Below are 17,049 nucleotides of genomic sequence, written 5' to 3' on the forward strand. Positions count from 1 at the left end.
CACCCCATGGCACGGCACGCGCCTGTGCAACGGGCGCTTGCCCCTTCAGGGCGTTGGGGTGCGGATCATGTAGTCAAAGGCGGCCAGCGCCGCTGTGGCGCCACTGCCCATGGAGATGATGATCTGCTTGTAAGGCGTGCTGGCCACATCGCCTGCGCCAAACACCCCAGGAATGGATGTAGCGCCACATTCATTGATGACGATCTCACCCATTTTGTTCAGCTCAACCGCATCCTTGACCCAAGCGCTGTTGGGCAGAAGGCCAATCTGAACGAACAGCGCATCCACATCGAGGTGCTTAACGCTGCCATCTGTGCGGTCAGTCCAGTCAAGGCCTGTCATGTTGGTGCCATCGCCCTTGACTTCCTCAGGGGTGGCGTTGGTCAGGACTTTGACGTTGGGCAGTTTATACAGCGCATCCTGGAGAACCTGGTCTGCCTTCAGTTCAGGACCGCGCTGCAGCAGCGTGACGTGGGAACAGATGTTAGCCAGGTCGATGGCCGCCTCCACACCGCTGTTACCGCCACCAGCCACCGCCACAGGGCGCCCTTTAAAGAAGGGGCCATCACAATGGGGGCAATAGGCCACGCCATGGGTCAGGTAGGTTTCCTCCCCCTTGCAGCCCAGCTTGCGCCAGCGTGCGCCCGTGGCGGCGATAACAGTGCGCGCCTTGACCGTTGCGCCGCTTTCCAGCTTCACGGCGTGGAGGGCGCCTGGCTTTCCACCAGGCACCAGCTGCGCCGCGCGCTGGTTAGCCATGACATGGACAGGGTAGAGCTCCACATCCTGCTTCAGTTGAGCAGCCAGGCCACTGCCCTGAATTTTGGGGATGGGGATGAGGTTGTCGATCTCGCCAGTGTCCAGCACCTGCCCGCCAAAAAGCTCCCCCACCAGCGCTGTGCGCAGGCCCTTGCGGGCAGCGTAGACAGCAGCCGAACAGCCAGCGGGCCCCATGCCGACAATCAACACGTCAAAGGGGGCTTCAGCATCGATGCGCGCAGCCTCTGCCTTGGCTGCTTTGGCGCTGCCTGCTGAGTCCAGCTTGGCGAGGATGTCGCTCATCTCCTGCCGGCCCACGCTGAACAGCTTGCCATCAAGCAACACTTGCGGCACGGAGCGAATATCGTACTTCTTGACCAGTGCTGGGAAGAAGGCGCCATCAATATTGATGGAGCTGACGGCCTTGGGGTTGATGACCGCCATGGCGTTGATGGCCTGCACCACCTCAGGACAGTTGTTGCAGGTCAGGGAGTAGACGACTTCAAATTTGTAAGGCCCTGCAAGGCCCTCGATCTGCGCCACCAAGGCCGGGTCGACCTTGGGGGGATGACCACCAACCCACAGCAGCGCCAGAACAAATGAATCGAACTCATGGCCCAAGGGAATGCCAGCGAAGGTAAGCTTGATGTCCGTGCCGGGGCGCACAATGCTGAAAGAAGGCTTGAAAGCGCTATCGCCCTGGGCGCTGGCGTCAAAAGTGACCTTGGGAGAAAGGCTGCCGACATCAGTCAGGAAGTCCTTCATCGCCTTGGCGTTGTCGCTGTCGTCAAGGGTGGCGACAAGCACCACCTGATCTTTGACATACTGGTTGATGAGGGCTTTGAGCTGCTCGCGCAGCTCTGGTGTGAGGGACTGGTTAACGTCCATGTCCTGTCCTCCAAAAGCTATGATGAGATTATGTTGCCGTGTTCACGCAAGCGCGCCTGCAGGCCACGGAGCGCGCATGAAAAAGGCGCAACGCGACATGTTCGCGCTGCGCCCTCAACCAGCCCGCCACACAGCGCCCTTGAACCAAGAGCGGTGTGGTTGGGGTGGCTTTCAACCTGGTTCAGGAAGAACCGTGGCCTCAGATTTTGCCAACCAGGTTGATGCCGGGGGTCAGCACCTTGCCGCCTTCCTTCCAATGGGCGGGGCAGACTTCGCCAGGGTGGCTGGCGACATACTGCGCGGCCTCGATTTTACCCAGCAGCTCCTTGGCGCTGCGGCCCACACCTGGGGAGGTGATTTCGACATACTGAATGCGGCCTTCAGGATCGATCAGGAAGGTGCCGCGGTCAGCCCAGAAGGTGTCGCCCTTGGGGCTGTCCATCAGGACATCGAAATTGGTGGCCAGAACGCCGGCAGGGTCGCCCAGCATGGGGAACTGCACCTTGCGGATGGCGTCTGACGTGTCGTGCCAGGCCTTGTGGCTGAACTCCTTGTCAGTGGAGACGGAGTAGATCTGCACGCCCAGTTTCTCAAAAGCGGCGTAGTTCTCAGCCAGGTCTTCAAGCTCTGTCGGGCACACGAAGGTGAAGTCGGCAGGGTAGAAGAAAATCACAGACCATTTCTTGGGGCCAATCAGATCCTTTTCAGAGACCTCAATGAAGGCGTCCTTTTTGGGGTCGTAGGCATGGGCTAGGAACGGTTTGATTGTTGAACCGATTTTCGGCATGGGAAATGTCCTTTCGCGTTTGAAGTGACGGTTGAACCATTGTTCAGTCGCATGCGCCGCATTGCGGCCGGGTGCGCTGAACTTCTGACACCATCAGAGACCCAGGGCCGTGCCAGCGTCAAGCACAATCACGGCTTGGCGGGGGTAGGCAACGCTTGGAGGCCTGCAAAAAGCGCCACAAAGCCAGTTTGTTTCGACTTTGAAACAAAGATATCCTTTTAGGCAGCATTGCCGCCCTTTCCAGGCTGCACGCCATGGTCATGAGGGGATGGGCAGGTTTTGCAGGGCATCTCTTGAGGGATTATCGTTCCAGCATGTCCTATGTTCCTCTTTCAGGCCTTTCGTTGCGCGATGTTGAATATGCTGTCGCTGTTGACGATTTGCGCAATTTCTCCCGCGCTGCTGAACGGTGCGGTGTGAGCCAAGCTGGCCTTTCCGAACAGGTGCGCAAGTTGGAAAACGTGCTTGGCGTCAAGCTGTTCGAACGATCCAGGCGCACCGTCACCCCCACCCCTGAAAGCGAACACATCCTGCGCCACGCCCGTGAATTATTGGCAACGGCGCGCGCTTTTCTGGAGGCAGCCCACCATGACCGCGCTGAACTGACCGGCACGCTCCATCTGGGCCTCATCCCTACTTTGGGGCCTTACTACCTACCAGACCTGCTGCCGCTTTTGCGTGGGCGCTGGCCAGGGCTGAAACTTCGTTTGGAAGAATGCATCACCCCCACCCTAGCTGCCGCCCTGCGCCAGGGTGAGCTGGACATGGGTGTGCTGGTCAAAGTTCCAGGGCTGAACGGCCTGCACACAGAGCCCCTGTTTACAGAGCCTTTTTGGGGTGTTTTCCCAGCCAACCATGAACTGGCCACCAAAGCGGAAATCAAGCTGGCCGATTTTAATCGTGCCGACCTTTTATTGCTGGAAAAGGGCCATTGCCTGCGTGACCAGGCCCTTTCCCTGTGCCCAGGGGTGCGCCGCCACCCCCAACGCCTTGCCCCCAGCCTGGAAATGCTATGGCACATGATCGGCGTGGGGGAGGGGTTCTCACTTATCCCAGCCTTGGCTTTGCGCAACAGAACCGACTTCGCTGACCTTGTACGGGTGCGCCGCCTTGATGAAAGCGAAGCCCACCGCCTCATCTGTTTGGCCTGGCGCCCAACAGACCCACGCCACAAGTTGTTCCTTGAACTGGCTAAACGGCTGCGTGCCCACGTGCCTGATGGCTGCCTGGCACTGGACCAACAGGGATGAAAACCATGCCCTGGCGCTGGCGCGGACGAACCGATCTTTAAATGGTTTTACCTATTAGAACCATAGGGAGAAACAGTGTGGACGATAAGTGATATGAACCCCCACCCCTAGCCAGCCCAGCCAAGGCTGAGCGGTTTTAGGCCATGATGAAGCCGCCACCAAGGATTCGGCTGCCTTCATAAAACACGCAGGCCTGGCCAGGTGCTGCGAAAGCCGGTGCATCCAGCAGCACGTCTGCTTCATCTGGGCCACGCCAAGATGGTTTGACCAAGGCCGTACGCGGTTCCTCACGCGCCCGCAGCTGCACCGTGCAGCGCAACCCTTCGCTTGGCACGTCCAAAAGCCAGTTCATGCCGCGCAGGCGCACGTGGGCACTGCCTGAACGGGCCTCGTCACGCGGGGCCACGATAATGCGGCGCGTGGCGCCGTCAATGCGCGTCACTACTTGGCGCTGCCCCGTTTGAGTGTGCAAGTTGCCCAGGCGCTTGCTTTGACCCACCGTGTAGCGGGCTATGCCTTCATGGCGCCCAAGAACATGGCCCGCACCGTCCACAATATCGCCTGGGCCAGCGATCTCAGGCCGCATGGCCTCTACCAGCCCAGCATAGGAACCATCCGTTACAAAGCAGATGTCTTGGCTGTCTGGCTTAGCGGCGATTTCCAGGCCATAAGCTGCTGCCAGGGCGCGTACCTCATCCTTGGATGTCATGTCGCCCAAAGGGAAACGCAGGTAATCCAGCTGGTCACGCGTTGTGGCGAACAGAAACCACGACTGGTCACGTCCCTGGTCGCGCGGCCTGTGCAGTTCCGGCCCTGAAGGCCCTTCAAGGCGGCGCACATAATGGCCAGTCGCCATGGCGTCACAGCCCAATTCACGCGCCAGGCCCAAAAGGTCAGTGAACTTGACTCCTTGGTTACAAGCCACGCACGGCACAGGGGTTTCGCCGCGCGCGTAGGCGTCAGCAAAGCTTTCCATGACGCTTTGCTTGAAGCGGTCTTCAGCGTCAATCACGTAGTGGGGGAAACCGGCGCTCTCAGCCACTTGGCGCGCATCCCTGATGTCGCGTCCAGCACAACATGACCCAGCCTTGGCGGGGCCGCGGTGGTCATAAAGCTGCAAGGTGGCGCCAATGACCTCATGGCCTTGGCGCTTGAGCATGACAGCGGCAACGGAACTGTCCACCCCACCTGACATGGCGGCCAAAATACGCACTCTCTCAGTTTCCCCTATGATTGGTGGTCCAGCCTTAGGCCTGCTTGGGAATCTGCACCACAAGGCCGTCCAAATCATCGTTCATGATGATTTGACATCCCAGCCGGGAGGTGGGCTGAAGGTCAAAGGCCAGGTCAAGCATGTCTTCCTCGTCCTCAGTCGCGCCTGGAATGCGGTCTGCCCATTCAGGATCAACGATCACATGGCACGTGGCACAGGCAAGCGAGCCTTCACAGGCACCTTCCAGGTCAATGTCATGTTCCTGGGCGATTTCCAGAACGGAAAGGCCCTTTTTGGCATCCACTTCATGACGGGTGCCATCTGGCTCAACGAAAGTCATCCGGGGCATAACATTACTCCTGTTGTGCTGTCGGGGGCGATGAGGCGGCCCTGAGCTGTGCCGCACCCTGTGCCAGCAAGCCGACAGCCTGGTCAATCTCTGCCTCCCGCGTAAAGCGTCCCACCGACAGGCGCAAGCTCCGCTGGGCGTCACCAGGCGTGAGGCCCATGGCGCAAAGCACGTAAGATGGCGCCCCAGAGCCTGCCTGGCAAGCTGAACCAGTGGAAGCGCCAACCAAGGGCACGGTGGCCAGCAGCGCTTCAGTGCTGTGCCCCCCCAACACCTGGGCAGGCAAGCAAGCATTCAACACCTGGGGCAGCATGGGCGCGCCATGGCCTGTCCAGCGCAGACCGGGCCACAAGGCTGAGAGCCCATCCCACAACTGCTGGCGCAAGCAGGCCAGGCGCTGGCTTTCAGCGCGCTTGCGTTCCAGCATGAGGCGCGCCGCAACGCCAAAACCGACAATGAGCGGCACAGGCAGCGTTCCAGAACGCAGGCCCCGCTCCTGCCCCCCGCCTGAGAATAGCCCTTCCAGGCGTGCACGCGGCCTGCGGCGCACATAAAGGGCCCCAATACCTTTGGGACCATAGAGCTTGTGGGCGGAGAGGGAGGCGAGGTCGAGGCTTTCAAGGGGGATGTCCACTTTGCCAGCAGCCTGAGCCAAATCACTGTGGAACAAGGCCCCCTGGTCGCGCGCTTGCGCTGACAGCGCCTTGATGTTTTGCAGCACGCCAGTTTCATTGTTGGCTGCCATGATGGAAACCACCGCTGGGCGCGCTTCCCCAGCAAGGGCTTTGGCGAATTCACCCTCCAGCACCAAACCTTTAAGGTCCACCCCAACTTGGCACGTGGTGAAACCTTCCGCCCCCAGGGAACGTACTGATTCCAAAACGCATTTATGCTCGGTGGCTTGCGTCACCACCGCCAAGGGGTGGGCACCGCCCTCCTTATGGAGGCGGTAGCGCGCCCCCCCTTTGATGGCCAGGTTGTTAGCCTCTGTGGCGCCAGAGGTGAAAATGATTTCACGTGGTTCAGCGCCAATCAGGGCCGCCACCTCAGCACGGGCGCCTTCAACAGCGTCACGCGCTTGGCGCCCCCATTCATGCTGGCTTGAAGCATTGCCAAAACCAGCCCCAAACCACGGCAGCATGGCTTCTACCACAGCAGGGTCACAAGGGGTTGTGGCCATGTAATCCAGGTAAATGCCCCCAGAGGGCTGTTCAGGCTCAGCCACAGCAGGGAGGGATGGTTCGTGGGGTGCAGTCATGGCTGGCACCTTGGGGCCTGCTGGCTTTGATGGCGCGCCACCATGGCGTGCCAGACTTCCATGAAGCGTTCCACCTGCTTGGGCTGCACATTCCAAGGCAATGAAATGCGCAGGGTCTGGCGTGCGGCAGGACCAAGGCCCATAGCAGCCAACACTGGGGAACTGCCAACTTTCCCACTAGAACAAGCTGACCCTGAGGAAACGCAAATGCCAGCCAGGTCAAGCGCCATGAGCTGGGCCTGCGCTGAAAGCCCCGGCACCGTGACGGAAAGGGTGTTAGGCAGCATGGTGCCCTCACCACCCTGCGCAGGGCCCTGGATGATGGCCCCAACCCGGCGCATGGCCTTGGCCATGGTTTGGCGCAGCGTGCGCACCTTCTGCCAATCCTGTTGGGAGGCAGCTTCAAGGGCGGCGGCCATGGCCATGATTGCCACCAAGGGAGGAGTGCCACCACGCCGCCCCTGTTCCTGCCCGCCCCCTTTCATGAAGGGGGGGAAGGGGGAGGAGGCCATGGCCGCTGGCAGAAGCAGCGCCCCAGCACCAGCCAAGCCACCAGCCTTGTGGCCTGAAAGGGCCAGGCTGGCGTTCTCCAAAGCGGCAAGGGGCAGTTTCATGCGCCCAGCAGCTTGGGCGGCATCAACGTGGAGGGGCACTTGGCAGCGCACGCACAGGGCAGCGATGGCTGGAAGGTCAGACACCACGCCAGTCTCATTATTGGCTGCCATGACGCACAGCAAAGCTGGAGGGCTGCCGTTTTCCCCAACCAACAGATTCTCCAGCGCCGCCAGGTCATGGCGGCCATCAGGCCCAACCGGCACCAAATCAGCATCAGGCGCGGCCTGGCGCACGGCCTGATGCTCAGTGGCGCCCACAAGCACGTGGTCACTGCGCCCCTCAAGGCGTGCCAATTCCCTGAAGCCATAAATAGCGGCGGCATTGGCTTCCGTAGCGCCAGACGTGAAAATGCAAGCATCCTCAGGGCGCTGGAAAAGCTCAGCTACTTGGCGGCGCGCTTTATCAAGCGCCTGCCTGGCCTGCCGCCCTTGGCTATGGACAGATGAAGGGTTGCCGGTCAGCGCCAAACCTTCCAAGGCTGCTTGGTGCGCTTCAGGGCGCAGGGGTTCACTGGCATTGGCGTCAAAATAAAGTTCATCGCCTGCGCAAGCTTCAGACATGCTCATCATTGCGACCCCGTGATGGAGGAAAAGCTGGGCACAGTCCACTGGTCAGGGGGGCTGTTTCCTGTGCATTCCACAAAATGCACCACAGACCACCGCTTGGCCAATCACAAGCCCGATTGGACTGACGCTGTCCTCAGCGTACAGAGTAGTGGATGATGCAGCCATGCAACACAAACATGGCTCAAGTATCAGCCATACCCAGAAGTGCCCTTTGCACAGCTGAATCAGGGTGGCCCGATGCAAGGCAGCTCTGTAAGGTTTTCATTAGTAACTATTTGTAAGCAACTAGGCTGCGCACGCGGCATGGCCTGGTTGCTCACAGCAGCCATGCAGGATGACCGACCATGACCGCCATGACCCGCACAGCTCAGTCTCACCGAATTGCCCTCGCCATTCGCATTGTAACTGTTCTGTACGCACTGATTGTGGTGGCATGGCATTTTGCGTACCTGCAACTTCAAGCTGGCAGGCGCTTTCAACTATTTCAGGCCGCTTCACAAGCCTGTCAGCGCCTCATGATGTGCAAGCTCATGCCAGGTGCCTTCATGCGCCCCGTTTCCGCTTCCACAGCCCAGTTTGAGTTGCAGCCCACATCATGAAGACGCCCTCAACGACTTTCCGCCCACTCCGTTCCGCAAGCGCAACACTTTCCACCTTGAGCGCCCTCAAAGCCCGCAAGGTCAGGAACCGCTTACCTACCCTCCTGGCCTGTTTGACGGGCACAGGGTTGGGGGGCCTCTATGGCATTCCAACCCCTGCCAATGCAAGCGGCATTCTTCCTGCAGCTGCCGGCACCACAGCCACGGTGCTGCCCCAAGCTACCACAAGCCATGTGGTTGCGGGCGCTGGCCGAACGGCCAACACAGGCCCTGTTATCCGCTTAGGCCACCATGGCACGGCTGCCCCGGAAAAGGGTGCCACGCTGGTGCCGGCCCGCCAAACGCCAGCTGCGCCACCGCCTGCTGAACCTGAACAATGGTACACAGGCTCCTTGGCGTCCCCTTCCCCAGCGTTGCCTGCGCCAGGGTTGTGGGGGTTTGAGCCTTACTTCTCAGGCACGGTGCCTTTGGGGCAGTTTGCCGATACCGGCAAGCGCGTGACCAAAAAAGGCAAAGGCGGCCCCAATGGGTTCTCACAGTTCACGCTGTCTGAATACTCCATCACCAATCACCTGACCTTCTACATGCTGCCCACCTACAGCTACAGCTGGGGCAACGGCACCCATCATTCCTCTGGGCTGCGCATCAATGACTTGCCGATGGAGTTCAAGTACCGCATTGGGGAGCATTACTCGCCCTCATTGACGATCTCCATCGGTGCGAACGCCCCTGTGGGCAAGTACCAAAAGCTCCACAATTCCCAGGAAGGGGTGGGCACTGGCGCCTGGATTGCGCGCTTCGGCGTTGAAACGCAGCTGGTGTTCCCCTTCTTCAACCACATGCAGCGCATCCGTGGCTGGGCCATGGCGCGTGAACCCTTCACTAGCACCTCCGTCAAGGGCATGTCGGTCTATGGAACCCAGAATGGCTTTGAAGGGACAGGCCATGCCGCGGCTTTCGGCAATGAAGGTGTCTCTTGGGAAGGTGGGTTGACCCGTGAATGGCTGTTGGCGCTTGACCTTTACCATGTTTGGAGTGCTGGCACCCGCTACACAGGCCATTACACCAGCCGCGCGGCGGGGATTGCAGCGGGCTTTGCCAATTACCACGGTCAGCACATCCATTCACGCCACACACCCTGGGGCACGCAGTTCCGTGTGGCGCCCGCCATTGAATACAACTGGACGCCAGCCTGGGGCGCCATCATGGGCGTTGACTTGCCTGTGATGGGGCACAACATGTCAGCCAACATCAGCCCCCAGGCAGCTGTTTTCTACACGTTCTGACAGGAGGGGGGCGGAAGGTTGAACCATCCCGCCCCCTGCTACTGGCCAGGGCCCTGGTTCTGACTGGATGCTGGGATAATCTGCATTGTGAAAGCCGATTTTAGTAGCTATTCCCAAGGCAGAACCGATATAGGACAAGTGCGATATTTAATTTCCACGCTCACAGAGCAGGAAATGCGGCCTGTCAGGCTTAGGCTTGAAACCGATGGTGCCTGGTTGCCCAACAGCCATGCCTTACGGCCTGCCTGACGCCGGCTTTCAGCACAGCATGCCACCGTCCATGCCTGCTGCCGGCGCCGCCAGCCCAACGCTAAATGGAATGAGTCATCTATGGCAGATATGAGACCGGGCCGTCATGAGGAAATGTTCATCGGGCCTGTAGGGCAACTGGAAGGGGTTTACCACCAATCCACCAAACGCAATGCGCCCCTGGCCCTTGTCCTGCACCCCCACCCCCTTCATGGCGGCAGCCTAAAAAACCGTGTCACCTTTACCATGGCGCGCACATTCCAGGACATGGGCTTTTCAGTTCTTCGTTACAATTCACGGGGGGTGGGTCGTTCAGAAGGGCGCTATGACGGCGGCATTGGAGAAATATCGGATGCCGCTTATGCCCTCGATTGGCTTCAGGAGATCAACCCCCATTCCAGCGAGATCTGGATTGCGGGCTATTCCTTCGGCGCTTTTGTCGGCATGCAGCTTTTGATGCGCCGCCCTGAGGTGAAGGGCTGGATCAGCGTTGCGCCCCCAGCTGATGATTACGATTTCGGTTTCCTGGCCCCGTGCCCATGCGGCGGGCTAATGATCGCAGGCGGCCGTGACCAGCTTGCGCCAGAGCCCAGCATCCGCCGCCTGGTGGAGAAACTGAACACGCAGCGCAACGTCACGGTGGATTACCGTGTTTTTGACGCGGCAGACCATATTTTCAGTCGTCAGGTGCGTGCCATCTCAGACGCCATCACAGACCATGTAAACACCAAGCAGGCTGATTTCCTCCCCCTGGAGCATGATTGACAACTGTTCCAGCAAGGCTTGGCTTCAAGCCACCTTCCCCTCCAATCCCTTTCGGTGACTTAGCCCATGACTGACTACAGGCCCCAAAGCCCCTTCCTGCGTGAAGCGCAGGCACGCGGCATGATGTTCCAATGCACGGATCTGGCGGCGCTCGATCAACGCATGATGGAAGGGCCTGTGACAGCCTATGTGGGGTTTGACCCCACAGCGGATTCCCTTCATGTGGGCAATGCCCTTTCCATCATGATGCTGCGCCTGCTGCAACGTCATGGACACCGTCCCATAGCTTTGGCGGGGGGAGGAACGGCACGCATTGGCGACCCTTCCTTCCGTGATGAGGCACGCAGCCTCATGAAGGAGGAAACCATCGCCCGCAACCTGGCGGGCATTCAAGCGTCACTGCGCCAGTTCCTGAACTTTGAGGTTGAGGAAGGCAAGAACGCCCCCCTTTTAGCCAATAACGCTGACTGGCTTGGGAAACTCTCCTGGCTTGACCTTCTGCAGGATGTGGGCGCGCATTTTTCCATCAGTCGCATGTTGTCATTTGAAAGCGTCAAGCAGCGCCTGGAACGTGAGCAGGGATTGACGTTCCTGGAATTCAACTACTCCATTTTGCAGGCCTATGATTTCCGTGAACTGCACCGCCGCCATGGCGCCGTGCTGCAAATGGGTGGCTCTGACCAATGGGGCAACATCGTTTCGGGCATTGAACTGGCCCGCCGCACTGATGGGGCCAAGCTGTTTGGTTTGACGACCCCACTGGTCACCACGGCCTCTGGCGCCAAAATGGGCAAATCAGCTCAAGGGGCGCGTTGGGTGCGGGCTGAAAAGTTGCCTGTGTTCGATTACTGGCAGTTCTGGCGCAACACGGAAGACGCTGATGTGGGACGCTTCCTCAAAATGTTCACTGACCTGCCTGTTGAGGAATGCGAACGCCTTGGCGCCTTGGAAGGCGTAGCCATCAATGAGGCCAAAGCCATCTTAGCCACGGAAGCCACGGCTATCTGCCATGGCAGGGCCGCTGCGGAGGAGGCCCAACGTGCCGCTGAGGGTGTGTTTGCAGGCGCTGGCCAGGAAGCGCCCTTGCCAACTGTGGTGCTGAAAAATGCCGCAATCGCTGGTGAAGGGGTGCCTGCCTTCAAGTTGTTGGTTGAAACTGGGCAAGCCAAAACGGGGGGGGAGGCCCGCAGACTCATCAGGGGGGGTGGCGCGCGCATCAATGGCGCGCCTATCAAGGATGAGAATCAACCCATCAGCCAAGCGGACTTCGCCCCACCACCCCATGGCGGCAAGCCAGAACTGCGCCTATCCATTGGCAAGAAGAAGCACATCAGCGTTCAATTGGCACAGTGAGGTGCGTGAGGTGCTTTCAAAAGCTTGATAGCGGGCTAAGGTCAAAAGTGCCAGGTCAGCCTGGCAACCATTCCAGGTGCCAACTCACTGTTTGGATGCAACCATTGCCACTGGCGCTGCCGCGTTCCTTGGGCAGCACAAGCACAATTTGCCTTGAACGCTCTGGCTGCATGCGGCCGCAATAAACATCCCCCTCCACCTTCAAGCGGCCACCTTGCTGGCTGAAACGCCATATGCTGCCTGATGCCTTGAGGATGACCTCCTCCTCCTCTTGGATGACCCTGACGTCAGGGTGGACGTGAAAACGCACTTCCACATTCTGGGGGCGTTCACCTTCAATGATTTCAAAGCCGCGCAAATTGTGGCCGGCCTCATCCAAGGTCAGGGCGCGCTTCCATAAAGCGCCATGGGATGCGCGGTAGCCATCCTGTTCCATTTCCAAATGGTGTTCCCCCCCAGACATGAACTTTTCCAGGCGCACATGGTGGGGACGGCGTGCAATCGTGCCATTCTTGGCGAAATCACAGGATGACTCGCCACCGACCAGAATCATGTTGTGTGCTGCGCTGGCACGCAATGCTTCTCGCCAAGCCGGATCAGCAAAACTGCCGCAATTCACAAGCAAACGCTGTGATTGCCAGGAAAATTCGAAAGAGAGCGTACCTGCATGGGCGCGGCGGTCAAAGCCGTGTTTAGGGGGCACGCCCGCATCTACCAACAGCAGCGCCCCCCCAGCCACCACACGCACAAAACGCCCATCAGGCAGGTTGGGGGCCAGCAGCCTGGTGCGTTCGATGCGTTCGAACAGCGTGGCAAGGCTGTTCCTGTTGCCTTCACTACTGCCATTGAAACACGCTAACCCGCCATCGCCATGGCATAGCGAACGCAGCACAGGCGTGGCACGCGCTAAATTCTCCCGCACGCCCGGGGGCGGGTACGTTCCCATGGCGCCATACATGGCCAGTATGGATGCTAACTCAACCAAGGCGCTGAATTGGGCTTCCGGGCTGCGTTCAGCCACTGTGCCATCCGGCAAGAAAACCCGTTTCATCTCAGCAGGCAGGTAACGTTCAAAACGTGCCAGGAAGCCCTGGTGGTCTGGACGTACCATAAAGGCGGCCAGCAAGCCGCGCAGCACGGCTAGGCCTTCCCAACCACGGGGCGGCAAAGGAACCATGGCAGCCAACATGCGCCCATCACGCACCATGGCTTCACCAGCCTGCACTTGCAGACCACGCGCGCCACTACCCAAGCAGAACTCATAATGGCCATGCCAATTGGCCAAACGCTGCCCCATGATGGTGGGTTCACTGGCCAAGGGGTCCGCTGGCGGTTCCTTCAGCCAGCATTCCATCAAGCGGCGCGCCAACAGGCGGGCATCATTGTTGCCCAGGGCGCGCAAGTCCCGCAACCACTCGAAACTGTACAACCAGGGCTTGATGGCCTCTGGGGCTTGTTCGCGCCAAGGTTGGAGGCCATCCAACCTGGGCAGCTTGTACAGGCCAAGGCTTGTGGCGGCTTTGCCCATCACCAAGCGCGCGCCACGCTCAGCATCACCTGTGATGATGTCCTGGTAAATGTAATGGGGCGCACCCCCTTTCCAGCCACGCGGCATGCGGGCCACAGCCAGCTTCAACCAACGCCATCCTTTGATTATAGGCACAGGGCGGGGTTGTCCTTCAGTCCAGCACAGGCGGCATCGCCGCCCCCTCAAGGGCGTTGATGGCCGCTGCGCGGTCAGGGTGGCCAAAAACGGCTGAACCCGCCACCAACATGCGTGCGCCAGCGTCCGTCACCAAGGCTGTGGTTGCTGGATTGACGCCACCATCAACCCCCACGATTACCTCATGGCCATCAGCCGCCTTTTGCTGGGCCGCCATGCGGGCGATGCGGCGAATCTTAGGCAGTTGGGCCGGCATGAACTTCTGCCCACCAAAGCCTGGGTTCACGGTCATGACCAGAATGCTGTCCACCATGCCCATGATTTCGCTCAACGCTTCCACAGGGGTGGCTGGGCACAAGGCCACACCAGCACGGCAGCCCAATTCCTTAATGACCTGAAGCGTGCGGTTGAGGTGCCAATTGCCTTCAACATGAACCGTGATTTGATCAGCGCCGGCATCAGCCACAGCCTTGAGGTGGGGATCAGCATCCTCCACCATCAGATGGGCATCGAAAAAGGCCTTGCTGTGAGGGCGCAGCGCTTTGATGACAGGCATCCCGAAGGAGATGTTCGGCACAAACCGGCCATCCATGACGTCCAAATGCACCCAAGGGGCTGTTTCAATGCTGGCCAGCTCAGATTGCAAATTGGCGAAATCCGCAGCTAAAAGGCTGGGGGCGACAATGACCGGTGCGGTTGCTGGCGCCTTAGCCCAGGCTGGGAAGGGACTGCGGTGCGCTTTCTGTGTGGTGGGCTGTGTCATGATTCCTTTGTAGCAGGGTTTTTAGGCAACAAGGCAAGATTGATGGATGTTCTGGGCTTTATTTTGCCCCCGTGCCGCTTGCCGCCCCCAGGAGGCAAACATTATAAAAAGCCGTTCCCAGGGGCGTCCCAAAAACGGGGCTGAGACGGCATGGCGCCGAAACCCTTTGAACCTGATCCGGCTCATACCGGCGAAGGGACAGGAATGATCGCCCATGGCCCAGCCTTTGCCGCCATGACGCCAGGCACCTGAATTTTTCGCTTTGCAACCGGATCTTTTCACTCGCCCAGGGAGAGAAGATTCTTGCCGCCACTCCAGCGTTCCCCATCTTCAAGGCCACGCCCATCGTTGGTGCTTGTGGTTCCCTTGGCTATCATGGCAGGCGTCACCTTAGCCACCATCCGCGCTGCGAAAGCTGCCCCTGCAGCCAAATCCCATGCTGTGCAGCAACAGGGCGGGGCTGAGACGATCGTCACCCGTTCCCACCTACTGCGGAACATCATTGGCGGTGGCTTGCTAGCCCCACAGAATGGCGTTCAGGAAAAATCAGCTGTCGGCCAGCCTTACATTTCCATCCAGGCGCCCACTGCCAACGCCTTCCAACTGGTGCAGAACCTGCCAGGGGCCAATGTGGCCAGTTCAGACCCTTACGGCATGTCGCCCCAGACCACGATATCTATCCATGGCCTTGGTGGTGATGAGATCGGCTATGTCCTTGAAGGCATACCTATGGGGGATGCTGCCAACTACGGTGGCACCCCAGACCAGTTCGCTGACGCTGAGAACTACGCCCAGGTGGCTATTCAGCAAGGCGCCAGCGACCTGGACAGCCCTGTTGTGGATTCAGCTGGCGGGCTGATGAGCATGACCTACCTTGACCCTTCCTTTAAACGGGGGGGGATGGCCTCCTTCTCCTATGGGTCCTGGAACGGCAGCCGTGGCTTCATCCGCCTGGAAACTGGCGAGATTGGCTCAACAGGCATTAGGGGGTTCGTTTCCTACTCCAACACGCATTCAGACAATTGGCGCGGCCCCGGCACCAACAGCCGCCAGCATGTTGATTTCAAATTCCTGAAGGAATGGGGGCAGTCGCGGGTCTCCTTCCTAGGGTCGTGGAACAAGACTGATACAGCCTACCTGCCCAAAACCACCCTTGCCGGCTGGCGGGAGGATGGCATCCATTCAGGCGAGCTGGCACGCCATTACGATGCTGCCAACCCAGAGAAAGGCGCCCAGTACTGGAAGCTGTGGCGTGACCCCGAGCAAACGCTCTATTTGGGGGCGCCAGCTCATGTTGAGTTGGGCAGTGGCTTTTCGCTTGACATAAAACCTTATGCCCAGGGCGCCATGGGCAACTGGCCCAGTGCTGACACCCTTGAAGACGCCGGCCTGCCATCAGGCCCCCATCAAAGCCCTGTCGTGCGGGAGGACTGGACGCAGAAAACATGGCGTTCTGGCGTCACCACCAGCGCCCATTACCAAAACCGTTTCCAAGGCGGCCACAACGACGCCTTCATCGGTTACTGGTACGACTACGTCGATGACAGCGAGAAAATGCCCTACACTGCTGTGGACAGCCAAGGCCGCACTCCTAATCCCTGGAGCCTGAACAACCACCACCACATGCGTGACGACATGGGCCAGGTCATTTTAGGGGCGAACTACCACACCATCACCCAGACCAACGCCATTTTCATTGGCGACCATCTCTCGCTGCTGGGCAACAGGCTGCTGATTGATGCTGGCTTCAAGGAAGTGATGATGACGCGCCAAGGGACGGACGGCAGCCCCTCCCAAGCGGGGGCTGGCTACCCCTATCATGTTGGCCAAAGCGTCAGCGAACCTTTGCCGCGTTTTGGGATGCGGTGGAAAATCACCAAGCACGACCAGATCTTCCTCAACGCCACCACGAATTTCCGCCTTCCTGCCGTCACCGCTTACTACAATGCTGACAGCAGCCATGGCATGAAGCCTGAGTACTCTATTTCTGAAGCCATCGGTTACCGCCATGATGGCGAATGGCTGGCGGGCTCGCTGACGTTCTTCAACTACAACTTCACCAACCGCCAAATCACCACCTATGAGAACGCAGCCTCCACCATCGCCACCAGCATGAATGCTGGCGGGCAGACCTCACGCGGGCTTGACTTCGAGATCGGCACCAAGCCTTGGCACCATTTGAGCCCCTTTGCCTCAGCTGAGTATCTGAACGCCACCACAGACAACAACATGTGCGCTGCCTATGCGGGCGGCAAATGCACCGCATGGCTGCCGACAAAGGGCAAGTCCGCCATCCGTAGCCCCCACTTCATCGGCGCGTTGGGGCTGCGCTATGATGACGGACACCTGTTTGGCATGATCACGGCGCGTTACGTTGGGCGGCAATATTCCACCTTCCTGAACGACCAGCACATGCCAGGTTACGCCACAGCCGACCTCAGCCTGGGTTACCGCTTCGATGACGTGAAGCTGTTCCGTGACAGTGGGCTGAAGCGCCCCACCATCATGCTCAACATCATCAACCTGTCCAACCAGAACTACCTCTCAGGGGTGGGCAGCCCTCAGCTCAACGCGCACAGCGCGCGTGCCACCAATGGCGTTTTGGTGAAAGGGCACGCGCCCAAATACTATGTTGACGGCGGCTTCACTGCCATGGGCACGGTGCAGACCGCCTTCTGAACCGCCA

Annotated in this window: 13 protein-coding genes and 1 riboswitch; of the genes, 5 read left to right on the forward strand and 8 right to left on the reverse strand. The window is 59.4% G+C overall.

The window, feature by feature from the left end:
- Window positions 1–45: 45 nt before the first annotated feature.
- Both ahpF and E3E12_RS03790 read right to left on the reverse strand, forming a co-directional pair.
- Window positions 46–1,647, reverse strand: coding sequence for an alkyl hydroperoxide reductase subunit F (ahpF, locus tag E3E12_RS03785; RefSeq protein WP_141443128.1), 1,602 nt, complete (start codon window positions 1,645–1,647; stop codon window positions 46–48).
- Window positions 1,648–1,846: 199 nt separating this feature from the next.
- Window positions 1,847–2,434: a redoxin domain-containing protein gene (locus E3E12_RS03790; protein ID WP_141443130.1), complete on the reverse strand. Its 588-nt coding sequence runs from the start codon at window positions 2,432–2,434 to the stop codon at window positions 1,847–1,849.
- A 314-nt stretch (window positions 2,435–2,748) separates the two neighbouring features.
- Here E3E12_RS03790 and E3E12_RS03795 point away from each other — a divergent pair, with 314 nt between their 5' ends.
- Window positions 2,749–3,684 carry a hydrogen peroxide-inducible genes activator gene (locus tag E3E12_RS03795; protein ID WP_141443131.1) on the forward strand — a complete coding sequence of 312 codons (936 nt, stop codon included), beginning with the start codon at window positions 2,749–2,751 and terminating at the stop codon, window positions 3,682–3,684.
- Between the two features lie 136 nt (window positions 3,685–3,820).
- Here E3E12_RS03795 and mnmA read toward each other — a convergent pair whose 3' ends face one another.
- The 4 genes from mnmA to E3E12_RS03815 are packed head-to-tail and all read right to left on the reverse strand — an operon-like array spanning window position 3,821 to window position 7,679.
- Window positions 3,821–4,897 (reverse strand): tRNA 2-thiouridine(34) synthase MnmA, encoded by a 1,077-nt coding sequence (gene mnmA / locus E3E12_RS03800; RefSeq protein ID WP_141443133.1) that lies wholly within the window; start codon window positions 4,895–4,897, stop codon window positions 3,821–3,823.
- Between the two features lie 34 nt (window positions 4,898–4,931).
- Window positions 4,932–5,246, reverse strand: coding sequence for a ferredoxin family 2Fe-2S iron-sulfur cluster binding protein (locus E3E12_RS03805; RefSeq protein ID WP_141443135.1), 315 nt, complete (start codon window positions 5,244–5,246; stop codon window positions 4,932–4,934).
- A 4-nt stretch (window positions 5,247–5,250) separates the two neighbouring features.
- Window positions 5,251–6,504 (reverse strand): cysteine desulfurase family protein, encoded by a 1,254-nt coding sequence (locus E3E12_RS03810; protein ID WP_141443137.1) that lies wholly within the window; start codon window positions 6,502–6,504, stop codon window positions 5,251–5,253.
- Complete coding sequence (locus E3E12_RS03815) at window positions 6,501–7,679, reverse strand: cysteine desulfurase family protein (RefSeq protein WP_141443138.1); 1,179 nt, start codon at window positions 7,677–7,679, stop codon at window positions 6,501–6,503. Before E3E12_RS03815 ends, E3E12_RS03810 begins: the two co-directional genes overlap by 4 nt.
- A 601-nt stretch (window positions 7,680–8,280) precedes the next feature.
- On the opposite strand from E3E12_RS03815, the gene E3E12_RS03820 reads away from it, so the two are divergent.
- The 3 genes from E3E12_RS03820 (at window position 8,281) to tyrS (ending at window position 11,937) form a co-directional block, all read left to right on the forward strand.
- Window positions 8,281–9,570: a hypothetical protein gene (locus tag E3E12_RS03820; RefSeq protein ID WP_141443139.1), complete on the forward strand. Its 1,290-nt coding sequence runs from the start codon at window positions 8,281–8,283 to the stop codon at window positions 9,568–9,570.
- Between the two features lie 339 nt (window positions 9,571–9,909).
- Complete coding sequence (locus E3E12_RS03825) at window positions 9,910–10,584, forward strand: alpha/beta hydrolase (RefSeq protein WP_240810598.1); 675 nt, start codon at window positions 9,910–9,912, stop codon at window positions 10,582–10,584.
- Between the two features lie 66 nt (window positions 10,585–10,650).
- Window positions 10,651–11,937, forward strand: coding sequence for a tyrosine--tRNA ligase (gene tyrS, locus E3E12_RS03830; protein WP_141443141.1), 1,287 nt, complete (start codon window positions 10,651–10,653; stop codon window positions 11,935–11,937).
- Window positions 11,938–11,992: 55 nt separating this feature from the next.
- On the opposite strand, the gene E3E12_RS03835 is transcribed toward tyrS, so the two are convergent.
- Window positions 11,993–13,573, reverse strand: a complete 1,581-nt coding sequence (locus tag E3E12_RS03835) for a heparinase II/III family protein (protein ID WP_149498251.1) — start codon at window positions 13,571–13,573, stop codon at window positions 11,993–11,995.
- A gap of 43 nt (window positions 13,574–13,616) precedes the next feature.
- A complete protein-coding gene (rpe, locus tag E3E12_RS03840) occupies window positions 13,617–14,363 on the reverse strand; it encodes a ribulose-phosphate 3-epimerase (RefSeq protein WP_141443145.1) in 747 nt (248 codons plus the stop codon).
- A gap of 109 nt (window positions 14,364–14,472) precedes the next feature.
- Window positions 14,473–14,580: riboswitch (TPP riboswitch) on the forward strand.
- A gap of 158 nt (window positions 14,581–14,738) precedes the next feature.
- On the opposite strand from rpe, the gene E3E12_RS03845 reads away from it, so the two are divergent.
- Window positions 14,739–17,042: a TonB-dependent receptor gene (locus E3E12_RS03845; RefSeq protein ID WP_141443147.1), complete on the forward strand. Its 2,304-nt coding sequence runs from the start codon at window positions 14,739–14,741 to the stop codon at window positions 17,040–17,042.
- Window positions 17,043–17,049 lie beyond the last annotated feature (7 nt).

Source organism: Formicincola oecophyllae, assembly GCF_006542395.2.
Taxonomy (GTDB): Bacteria; Pseudomonadota; Alphaproteobacteria; order Acetobacterales; family Acetobacteraceae; genus Formicincola; species Formicincola oecophyllae.